We start from the raw sequence: 11,208 nt of genomic DNA, 5'->3' as shown, positions 1-11,208 counted from the left end.
GTTTGCTCAAGCACTCAAAAAACAGGCTCCGGAAGAAAACATTGCCCTCATTAAGATATCCCGCGGAGGGACTTCGCTTGCCATCGAAGCCGCGGGTGACTTTGGTTGCTGGGATCCCGATTATGAAAAGGGGACTGGCAAAGGACGAGGAATCAATCAATACGACCATTTTCTGGCAGGAATGAAGCGGGCGCTGCAAACGCAGGACATTGATCAGGATGGTCAATCAGACACGCTGATACCCGCAGGCATTGTCTGGATGCAAGGGGAAAGCGATGCTGTTTATTCTGAAGAAATTGCCCGGCAGTATGAAGCCAACCTGAAGCGACTTATGGACTTAATTCGTGCAACCCTTCTCACGGATGATTTACCAGTCGTCATTGGTCGGATTTCTGATTCGAGAGATAATCCTGAAGGGAAAGTCTGGAAACATGGTGAAATCGTTCGGGCAGCGCAGGCCGCATTTGTAGAGAATGACAAACGTGCATCGCTCGTAACCAGTACTGATAGTTATGGTTATTCAGATAAATGGCACTATAATTCAGATGGTTATCTGGATTTGGGCAGGAAATTCGCCCAGGCCCTATGGAAACTACCCCAGGAGTAATACTATCCTGATTTGAGTAATGACGTTTCACTTTCAGTGTTTCGATAGAAAATGTGTAACAGGTAATAATATGAAACCAGAACTTCTTTCTCCAGCCGGCACTCACAAGGCAATGCAGTATGCGTACGCGTTCGGAGCCGACGCCGTTTATGCAGGACAGCCTCGCTACAGTTTGCGTGTTCGGGAAAATGAATTCAATAAACTGGAAGTCATGGCAGAAGCCGTCGAAGAAGCGCATAGTCTAGGCAAGAAATTTTATATTGCCAGTAACATAGCGCCCCATAACTTAAAGGTACGCAGTTATCTTAAAAATATGGAACCGGTCATCGATATGAAACCAGATGCCCTGATCATGTCGGATCCGGGTCTGATTATGATGGTCCGGGAACGCTGGCCGGACGTGCCCATCCATTTGTCGGTTCAAGCGAATGCCGTCAACTATGCAACGGTCAAATTTTGGCAGAACTTCGGGCTGTCTCGAATCATTCTTTCTCGCGAACTCTCGATTAAAGAAGTGGCAGAAATTCAGGAAGAATGCCCCGATATGGAACTGGAAGTCTTCGTTCACGGTGCGCTTTGCATTGCTTACTCTGGACGTTGTCTGCTTTCCGGCTATATGAATCATCGCGATTCCAATCAGGGGAACTGCACCAATGCCTGTCGCTGGGATTATAAAGTTAATGATGCCGTCCAGACGCTGGAAGGGGATATCGTCTTAAAGAATCCTCCACCTCCCAAAAGTCAGCAACAACTTCCCATTGTTGATCAACTCTTCCTACTGGAAGAACCGCAACGCCCGGGTGAGTATATGCCCGCGTATGAAGATGAGCATGGCACGTACATTATGAACTCAAAAGACCTGCGCGCCGTGCAACATGTGAAAACTTTCAGCGACATGGGAATCAGTTCGCTAAAAATTGAAGGACGTACAAAATCCTTCTTTTATGCCGCCAGAACCGCGCAAGTTTATCGCAAAGCGATTGACGATGCGGCCGCTGGCATCGAGTTCAATGACAACCTGCTGGAGATGCTCGACAGCCTGTCCAACCGCGGGTATACCGAAGGGTTCTTCCAGAGACATGCTTCCGAAAGCATGCAGAATTATGAGCAAGGCCGCTCAGTTGCAAATAAACAACAATTTGTCGGTGATATTATCGACCGTGATGCAGATGGCCTGATTGTGGATGTGAAAAACAAGTTTGAACTGAATGATGAATTGGAATTAATGACACCTACGGGGAATATCGTTTTTCAACTGAAATCTCTGTTAAACAAAAAGTTTGAATCAGTCGATGTCGCACCAGGTAGCGGGCATGTCGTTAAAATCCCGTTTACCGAGAACCAGCTTGAGGAGAGCGCGGGACAATTGAGCGAACACGATCAACAGTTCGCTTTACTTATGAAGAGTGTGAAGACACCAGCGGCGACGACATTGGTTTAACAAAGTCGGTTACTTCTCGGCGACTGTCAATTCATTCTTGACTTTACGAACTCCCGGTTCCAACATCGCCAGGAATGCTGCCAGCTTCTTTGCACGCTCTGATTTCACCTGCCCCCGTAATGTAATACTCCGGTCCGCGTTCAACTCAAACTGTACACCGCGAAGTCGTTCGTTTCGTGCTTTCAATCGATCAAGTGACTGTCCCATAGAAGTTGTAACACTGCTCAGCGGGAGTGGGGATGCGGTAAAGGCAATTTTCATCTGCGGTCGAAATGCAGGAACGATTGGGCCAGATTGACCTCTATTGAACTGATTCTGTCCATTCTGAAATCCACTGGTAGAGGCTCTGTTAAAATTACGGTTTTGGCTGGCATTATTCCCGGCATTTTGTGCGTTGCTGCGTCCAATAAATGAATTCGCTGCTGAATCTGATCGGCCGATGAAACCATTCTGGGGATTCAATGATTGTGCGTTTCCCAATGTGGAAAGACCAAACTGAGAATTCCCTAATGACTGGTTTCCCGTGCGCGCATTCCCAATCGTTGATCCGGTATTACCCCCCGTCTGAGCGGAACTATTGGACAGAGATTGGACCTGAGCTTCAATTCGTTCTGTAAACCCGAAACTGAAGTATGCGCAAACTACTATACCTATTGCGCTTGTGATAAAAGAGCGTGGCATGAATTTCCTCGGAACAGACGACAAAACAGAACAGGACCGCTACCTGTTTTATTATAACATCGTCATTTCACAGTTAAAGTAAATAATCTGTTTTCCGTATAGGGAAGATGTTATTCATTGGAACCATGCAGGCGAAACTTTCGATATCCAGCAGCTTTCGTTGGCGATACATTGAAATTACTATGTGTGACACCGTTGTTTGATTGTTGTTTTTGATCATTCAACAAACGCGCCATTTGATCTTCCAGTTGGTGGATTCGTTCATCCCGTTCGTCAACAACGGGTTCAATGACTTCTGCCATGATTTGCTGAATTTCTGTTTGCTCTACTGTAGAACGCTCCTGCTGAGATTGTTTATGTTTCGGCGAGAGTTCCAGCTGCTTGCCCGATTCGCGACGTGCCAATGTATCAACGATTACTTTTGCTTTCGCGGCAGGTTTCTTCTGAGTCAGCGTTTGTGGGATCGCCTCAGGAGTTTTTCCATCCAGTTTGACGGAAATCATGCGGGAATAGATCTCGGGAGCATTTTTTTGCGATAGTTGAACGCGTAAGGCACATTCCACTTTAACTCTCCCTTTCCTGACATAAGGAATAAAGACCTGATAAGCGGGGCCTAAGGTGGAATCAATTCCATGGACCTGCCAGGCGCCAGCATCAAATTTGTATTGATGAAGGGGCTTTGACTGTTGTTTTAAATCTCCCTGATCATCATAGAGATGAATCATCACATCACCCTTGGCATAAACGGGTGAAGTGTTATTGTGTTGAAAAAACATAATCTGTCCTGAAAATCCCCGCGTTGGCATTCCGTCAACGCCTTTTCCTTCAGCAGGTTCCCAGAGCGCAACTATTTCGATAGCCGGTTTTTTGGGAGTGGCATAATTCTTTGCCGACTTCCAATCCCAGTCTGTTAATGCCAGACTTGTACATCCGGCTGTCGATGTCGAGAGTATAAGAATCATCACCAGATAGCGAACTGGTAGGGTCAGATGGTTCATCAATTAATCTCGCCTCCAATAAGGAAAACGTCTTTTTTTGACTGAATTTTTTGGAGAAGAGAGACGTTGTTGTTCTCTTTCGTAGTTGATCTGTTGGATACCTCCACGGGTATCCTGTTCGTTTTTGAGCGATGGATTCAGATTGGTTTGAGGCATGACTGTTGTGGGAATTGCTTCCAGTGTTCCATCACCATCCGGCAGGAATTCTGGTTCTCCCGGAGGCACAGCAAAAATAGGACCATGCATTTGTTCTGCTTTTTCTACCTGAAGATGAATTCGTTCTGATTCCACCTGTTTAATGAATTCCGAATCCGCATCGTTTTGAATGATGCGCGGAGTCAGAAAGACGAGCAATTCTGTGCGGCGGGTTGAACTGAAATCATAGCGGAAGGGAATTCCCACAACGGGAATATCGCCTAACCAGGGTACCTTACGCTCAATGGTAGTATCCCTTTCAGTGATCATTCCACCCAGTACAACTGTTTGACCATTGGGAACACTGACTGTTGTTTGAACTTGTGTAATATTCTTGATAGGAGACTCAACCACATTCCCGGTGGTAGCATCCGTAAAGATAGGAACACTTCCTCCATCAAAGTCACTTTTCTCTGCTATAGTTTCCATGACAATATTACCATCAGGACTGATACGCGGTGTCACCGTCAGAATAATGCCGGCTTCATCTTGTTCAATGACAGGGTTCGCTGAACCAACACTGGAGACCGTCACACCATTTACAACGGGAACAATCTGCCCCACCTGAATCTGTGCGGTAACGTTGTCCACGGTCCGAATTTGCGGACGGCTTAAAATGTGCACGTTGCGTTTGGCAGCTAAGGCGCGAATCAGAATACTGACTGATTCGGAACTGGCTGATAGAACCAATCCACCAAAACCAAGATCACTGTTACCGCGCTGTAATGAGAAATTACTCAGCGCCTGACCTGCCGTATTTCTAACGTTCTGAGTGTTGTTGGTACCCAGAGGATTGATACTGTTAAACAAAAATCCGGGTGTCGCTTCCTGCGATACAATCGTTTGATTGGTTTGTGTCACATTGTTCTGACCGGTGACTGTTTGTTGCACCGTTAGAATGTTATCGATGATACTTCGATTAAAGAGCAACGAATCTTGAATTCCGAGCTCGACTCCAAATTCATCATCGTTATCCAGTTCCACCTCCACAATCAAAGCCTGGATAATAACCTGAGGTGCTTCCTTATCCAATTCTTTTACAAGATTGGAAATCTGCTCAAAAAAGCGAGGCGTGGCACTGATGATTAAATTGTTGTTGATCGGTTCGGGTACCGCGATCACTTCCCGTTCCAGTAATTCAAAACTGCTGATTAGATCAGGATCCTGTGAAATCAGCGAGCGTTGAGTATCGAGAAACTCATTGATCGCCTCCGCCACATCCGCGACTGGTGTGTTTTTCAGTTGAATTACTGTCGTTTCACGTTTCCGGCTGTCAGCACTATCTAATTTTAACAGAATGGCTTCGACAATTTGTAACGCGTCAGCACCCCCTTGTGCGACTACGGAATTGGTACGACGGTCGACGGTAAATTTCAATGGAATCAGATTGCTGTTCGCATCATTGACGCCGGCAATTTGAATTCCCAAATCGGTTTGTTGATTCTCAACTGAAAATGTTGACTGCAGTAAAGTCACCATTAAGTCTGCATCTGCATTTTGTAATGTAAACACTTTTAACTCAGCCACCGTAGTAACCTGCGCATCAAATTGATTGATGAGCGCTTCCAGTAACTCCAGGCTGTCTTTCGGTGCTGTAACAACCAGCGAATTTGCACGCGGATCAGCAATGACTCGAATATCTGCCAACAACCCGGATCGCAATACCCGGCTTTGTTTGCCCTCCTGAGATAGAAACTCAAGTACTACAGAGCGTGCTTCCTGTAACTGCTGAGCCGCTTCACCACCGGCACCACCAATGTTGGATCCCAGACCAGATGTCTGAGCTGCAGCAGGATTGAGAACGCTTTGCAGTGTCGAATTCAAAGTTTCAGCAAGATCAGCGGCAATGGCATTCTTGAGAGGGAAAATTTTAACCCGGCTTACCGCCTGAGATTGATCCTGGTCTATTTTTTGAATCAGAGCAGAGATCTCCAGCATATCACGAGGTTGCGCCTGCACAATCACAGAATTAATTCGAATATTCGGAGAGACTTTAATGCGAGTTCCCAAACCGTCGCGTGCTTCATAAAAATCTTGCAACATTGTTGAAACCTGGCTGGCACTCGCGCTTTTTAACTGAAAGACACCAAACTCGTTCAGCGGATCGACCGGCTGATCCAGTTCATCGGCTAACTTGAGAATGGAAGGCATGTCCGTATCCGGGGCCAGAATCAATAAGGCATTCGGTTTCACCAGAGGAATGATTTTGATTTTCTGAATCTGTCCCTGGATGGCCCTTAATTCGACCAGATCTTCATAGACGCCATTCAGTAATTCCGCCAGGGCGATTGAATTGACATGACGCAAATTCAATAAATGGATGTCAGGTCGCGTGCCTTCGCTTAATTTTTCCAGTTCTTTGATGATCTTCATCAAAGCGTCTACATCTTCATCCTTTCCTCGCAGAATTAATACCCCGAGATCCGGTACGGACTCAATGTTGACCTTACCACTCAAGTCCTGTAGCAGTTCCGGAAGTGAGAGTTGCTTTTTGGCTTCAGCGGGTTTCTCTACTGGTTGGGGTTGCAGTGAATTCTGCGTTGCTTTCTCTTGTTGTGGCTCATCAAAGCCGACCTGATCAACACGCTGCCTCAATTGATTAATCTGCTGATTGCGTGGCGATAGTAAGTTATCTGAAAAGGGTTTGGCAGATAAGCCTTGCGGTTTACGGGTTTGTAAGGTGTCTGAGTTGAGTTGACGGTATAAAGTTCGTGCCACGCGGCCGATTTGTGATGTTCCAGAGACTAGTTGAACCGAATCCGAGCTATTTTGGGCAGTTTGATCCAGCTTCATAACGGTTGCTCTTAATGCCTTCGCTGTTCGACCGCTGGCTTCAAAAATTAACTCGTTATTTTGTTTATCGATTCCCATTCGAAATTCGATCTGCGGTTCAACGATTTTGAGAGACTCATCCGTCTTCTCATCCTGCAGACTCTGGCTGACTGTAGAATAAACAATCACTCCTGGAAAACCATTGGGGCCATCCCCCTGTAATTCCGAACGTGACTCAAAGGCATGATACAATAGTCGGAGAATCTCAGTGCTCTTCAGAGTGCGTGGCTGGATTGCGAAAATAGTCTTTTGCAGTTTGGCTGATTTTTGTGGAAATTTTCGCGATTTATTATCAAAAGTTGCCGGAACATCTGCCGTTTTGATTCGCGATTTAGTCTCCACAGCCCGTTCCTGAAATTCGACCTGTTGGAGAGGCTGTTTTTTCTCAGCGGTGATTTGTTGATCCTGGCCGCTATTTTGAACCGTTGCGCGAACATAGCGAGACTTGGCCTGACGAAGATCCAGTGCGATCAGGAATTTGTCTTTTTGAAGTAATCGAAACCCCTTCGGTTCGAGATCACGATTTAAAATCTGTATTGTTTCGCTGAGCGAATGCGTCCGTTTATCAATACGGGAATAAAAACCTTTAGGTACTACATCCATTACCAGCGTTAACTGGCTTTGCTCTGCAACCTTATTTAAGACTTTCCCCCAGGATGTCTGGATATAATTGAGGGAAATATCCGCAGGTTCATTTTCTTTTCGATTCTGCTTAATCCAGTTTGCTTGTTGATTGAGATCCTCAGAAGCAGATCCAGGTTCATTGGATTCAGCCTCAGATGATTTTCGAAGACGGCTCCAGAGACTGGTTTTACTATCGGCGTAAACAGAGACGGAAGGCCCGCACAAAAGAAGAGCCGCCAACAGACAACGTATTTGTCTGGAAATCGTTCTGCTGATACGTTTCAAAGATAACAACGTTTCACCCCTTGGTATCGGGAGATTATTTCAGAGATGTACGTCATGAATTGTGTACGCAACTCGTGCGAGAACACCTCAGACGGAATCCCTACAATCGTTAATATCGGCAAAGTTTGACATTTTTATTGAACAAAGGTTTTACATTTGTAAAGAAATTCGGAGTTTATTTGACTGTGAGAATATTCATAACTTGTTATTCAGGAAGGATATGCGCGAGGATGCTCTCAGTCGTACACATCATGGAAGATGCTCGAATGATGTCAAAGCTCATATTTCAGGCGATAAATGGCCGTCGGTTTAAGAATGGAAAGAAGGAGAAAAGAGGATGACTTCATCTCCTCATTTATGATGTGAAAGAGAGATGTTAGTTTAACACGGAAGGTGAAGTGAGGTTTCGCATGTTTCTGAAATTTTCTCCCAGCGAGAGTGTCCACGGTTTGCCATCAATTTCCAGAATGAGAAATTTGTCGGAAATCGTTCTGACAATGGCATGGATTTCAGAGACATCAATGGTATCACCGACTTGAACTTCACGTTTCTGATTCGTTGCCCGGTTACGGATCCAGGCAATCTTTTTACCATCGATCTCGATGCTGCCCGTTAAGAAGGTAAAGAAGGCATCATCCAACACCACTTTGACAATCAATTTCCTGGAACTAGAAAGAGGTGGTGTACCTGAATCAGAAACCTTGATGGTCATCGGATAGTCTTTTAATTCAGTGGAACCAGTGGGAGTCCAATTGATTTCACCTGTTTCAGAATTAAGCATGACTCCTGCGGGGGCTTCGGTTTCTAATTCGAATTTGAGTTTTTGTGATGGAAGGTCGGGATCAGAGGCTTTCACAAAGAGTGAAAGCGGTCTTGCCTGATATGCTGTTACCAGCGAAGGAACTTCAATATTAGGTGGTAGATTTTTTTCAAGCAGTTCAATCTGGAATTCTTTTTCTACCGACTGTCCTCCCTGAATCGCAGTAATGGTAACGGGGTAAACACCCGCTTTTTGCTTTTCCGGCGGTAACCACTTTAACTTGCCCGATTGAACAGTCATCTCTGGTAATTCTGTTTTGACTGACACTTCAGGAGCAGCCAATGAGGGATTGATCCCTTCCAGGGGAACCGTTAATTCGAGAGCGGTTCCTTTGACGACGTTCTGTTTTAAAATGTCTTTCATTTTCAGTTTGTAAGACTTATTGGGGACAGGCTTCACAAAGGGATTGACAGGAGCGATCAGACGATAATCGAAAACAGCCTGTAAGTAACGCGGCACTTCTTTCACCGCCGCGCCTTTGGAATGAGCGGTTGCCCGGGTATCCAACACGCCCCGCTGTACCGACCATTCGCCGGTTGCATGGTTGGTGACATTCAGAATTTCCTCATCGATTATGATTAAATAACTCTCATCTTTGGGAAAATATTTAGAGCTGAGCACTTTGATTAACTTTGAGTCCTGCGTAATCGATTGTTGTAATTTTGTGCTGCCTTCGGAGAACTGATTCAGGGGAGACAGTTCAAAAGGTGTGCCGGCCTTGTGTTCGGCGGGTACCGTCAAATGAGCGCCTCTGACGACAATCCAGGTACCATCGGCTATTTCGCTCACCGTGAGAAATTCCTGATCGATGCGAATTCGAAAGGGGGGCTCATTGGGGAACTCTGTTGTTTTTTGGACTTTCATTTTTGTGCTATCTAAATCCAACGTAGTTGCCAGCTTCGCGCGAGGAAATAGTTGTTCGCGCGGTTTTGCTTTATTCAGAGCGAGTCCTTCAGCCGTTAGTTTGACTTTGAGAAGATTCGCTTTGCTGGTGCCCGTACTTTTCAACTCCAGGCCGATAATGTTTTGCAGTAATTCTGTCTGATAAAAATGCAACAGAAAATGACAGATCTGATCATAGGTGGCAGTCCCCTCCAGTGTCACCTGAACTGCAACATACGTCTTCCGTTCGCGAATGCGACGACCGGGTGCCAATTTTATCTCTGAGAATCCAGACAGCTCTGCCAGATCGTCTAACCATTCCAGATAAAGCCGCTGCGCATCATGTTCGTCCGGAGGTAAGCTGTGTGCAGACCAGTTTCCCAATTGACTGGCAGACCGCAGGAGTTCCAGTTCTTTCTGTTCCCGTTGATCAATCTGTTGGTTTAATACGTTCAGTTGATTTTGGCGTGATTCAACTGGCTCAATAAATGTTCTGTCAATGACAGGCATTCCAAACCAGATCAGAATCACGGCACCAAATATCGCCGCCAGTATTTTTTCTCGTTTTTGCATCGTTCAATCATTCACGTCAATTAAATACATCTTACATACAATCTATCGATCTCATCCACAGAGTTTAATTTAACTTCCCAGACACAGATTCCGGTTTCGTTTCCACGGGAGGCGGAAGTCGTTCGGCATCGATTTCAAAGGGAACAGGATACTTGGCATCTATGGAACCACTTTTATTTGTTCGAGGGTGAATTCGAAAATTGTTGTTGGATAATTGCTGGTTGATGTCTCTTACGTCCAATTCATCTTTGGCATGGCCGCTTGCTTTCAGGCGACTGATGGATTGACCGGCGGAACGAGTCAGATCCAGTTCATCGAGGTATAATCGATCAGTTCCTGGCAACACCGTTTCTATTTTCTCGATTAACTTTAATGCTTTCGAATTTGAGATTTCCCATTTCTGAACCAGTGCAACCGATTCCAGCGTTGGTTGACCACGTTTAAGAAAATCATCCAGATCACGTTGTATTATCTTTCGCTCGGCGATTTGATCATCCAAATCAGAAATGCGACGCTGTGTCAAAAATAGCGCTGCCAGAAAAATTATCACAACACCTGCTACGCCCAGCCCAATTTGCAGCTTGCGGCGGTCCGGTTTGACCTCCGCTTTATGGGGGTTCAGAAAATTGACAAGTTCCAGTTTCTGTTGAACCTGAGCGTACAACATACCCAAAGGACCTGCCAGCACCCCCGGATATTCTAAAGCAGCAAAATCTCCAGACGCAGATTTTTCGTTAAGTAAAGGATCGCGCACTTCGACTGCACACTGAAATCGCTCAGCGATTTTCTCTGTGATATCCTGTTGAGCTTGCTCCTCGCCAATCAAAAAGATGCGTTCCGTTTTTTGACCTGCAAGTTGTGAGCTACAGACCAATAGAAAACGATTGAGTTCTGTGAGTATCGCCTGTTCGGTTGCATTACGATCTTCTGAACTGAGTGAGGTTGAGTTGGTAAACAGTATTTCTCGATTGCTAACCAGAGACATTTCCAGATGGTGATCCACTTGATTCACGATCAAAGTGGGTGCAGCCATATTTCCTGAATCAGTATGGGCAATCCATTCGGCAGCAGCGATCGAGCTGATTCCCGTTGAAATAACATCCAAGCCCATCGACTGAAATGTTTTCACGGCCCGGTCATGTAGTTCCTTTGCAATGCTCGCCACGAGTACGTCACGAGTTGCTTTATCTACCCCTGCCGGCAGTAACAGAAAATCAAGTAACAATTGATTCAGAGGAACCGAAGACTTGGTAGCCGCCTGGAAATGAAC

General features: G+C 45.6%; 7 protein-coding genes. 2 read left to right on the top strand and 5 right to left on the bottom strand.

Annotated elements, in window-relative coordinates; all coding sequences use genetic code 11:
- Together Q0668_RS13245 and yegQ are read left to right on the top strand one after the other, a co-directional pair.
- Nucleotides 1-607 (top strand): sialate O-acetylesterase (locus Q0668_RS13245; RefSeq protein WP_298865430.1); only part of this gene is annotated, 607 nt, incomplete at its 5' end.
- A gap of 70 nt (nt 608-677) precedes the next feature.
- Nucleotides 678-2,048 (top strand): tRNA 5-hydroxyuridine modification protein YegQ, encoded by a 1,371-nt coding sequence (gene yegQ / locus Q0668_RS13240; RefSeq protein ID WP_298865427.1) that lies wholly within the window; start codon nt 678-680, stop codon nt 2,046-2,048.
- 9 nt (nt 2,049-2,057) lie between these two features.
- On the opposite strand, the gene Q0668_RS13235 is transcribed toward yegQ, so the two are convergent.
- From Q0668_RS13235 to Q0668_RS13215, 5 genes are all read right to left on the bottom strand, one after another.
- Entirely contained in the window at nt 2,058-2,729 is a 672-nt protein-coding gene (locus Q0668_RS13235; protein ID WP_298865425.1) for a BON domain-containing protein, read from the bottom strand.
- 110 nt (nt 2,730-2,839) lie between these two features.
- Nucleotides 2,840-3,727, bottom strand: a complete 888-nt coding sequence (locus Q0668_RS13230) for a hypothetical protein (protein WP_298865423.1) — start codon at nt 3,725-3,727, stop codon at nt 2,840-2,842.
- Between the two features lie 3 nt (nt 3,728-3,730).
- On the bottom strand, nt 3,731-7,672 hold the full coding sequence (locus tag Q0668_RS13225) for a secretin N-terminal domain-containing protein (protein ID WP_298865421.1): 3,942 nt from the start codon (nt 7,670-7,672) through the stop codon (nt 3,731-3,733).
- Between the two features lie 367 nt (nt 7,673-8,039).
- On the bottom strand, nt 8,040-9,938 hold the full coding sequence (locus tag Q0668_RS13220) for a cadherin repeat domain-containing protein (RefSeq protein WP_298865419.1): 1,899 nt from the start codon (nt 9,936-9,938) through the stop codon (nt 8,040-8,042).
- 64 nt (nt 9,939-10,002) lie between these two features.
- The coding region (locus tag Q0668_RS13215) for a hypothetical protein (protein ID WP_298865417.1) at nt 10,003-11,208 on the bottom strand (1,206 nt) is incomplete at its 5' end.

The sequence above is a fragment of the uncultured Gimesia sp. genome, from assembly GCF_937910335.1.
In the GTDB taxonomy this organism is placed as follows: domain Bacteria; phylum Planctomycetota; class Planctomycetia; order Planctomycetales; family Planctomycetaceae; genus Gimesia.
The sequence above is the reverse complement of the archived record's forward strand: the minus strand, read 5'-3'. Positions and strand labels throughout refer to the sequence as shown.

What these genes read in the sequence shown, in the direction of transcription:
- yegQ (WP_298865427.1), top strand. Translation starts at nt 678, where the DNA reads ATGAAACCAGAACTTCTTTCTCCAGCCGGCACTCACAAGGCAATGCAG.
- Q0668_RS13235 (WP_298865425.1), bottom strand. Translation starts at nt 2,729, where the DNA reads ATGCCACGCTCTTTTATCACAAGCGCAATAGGTATAGTAGTTTGCGCA.
- Q0668_RS13230 (WP_298865423.1), bottom strand. Translation starts at nt 3,727, where the DNA reads ATGAACCATCTGACCCTACCAGTTCGCTATCTGGTGATGATTCTTATA.
- Q0668_RS13220 (WP_298865419.1), bottom strand. Translation starts at nt 9,938, where the DNA reads ATGCAAAAACGAGAAAAAATACTGGCGGCGATATTTGGTGCCGTGATT.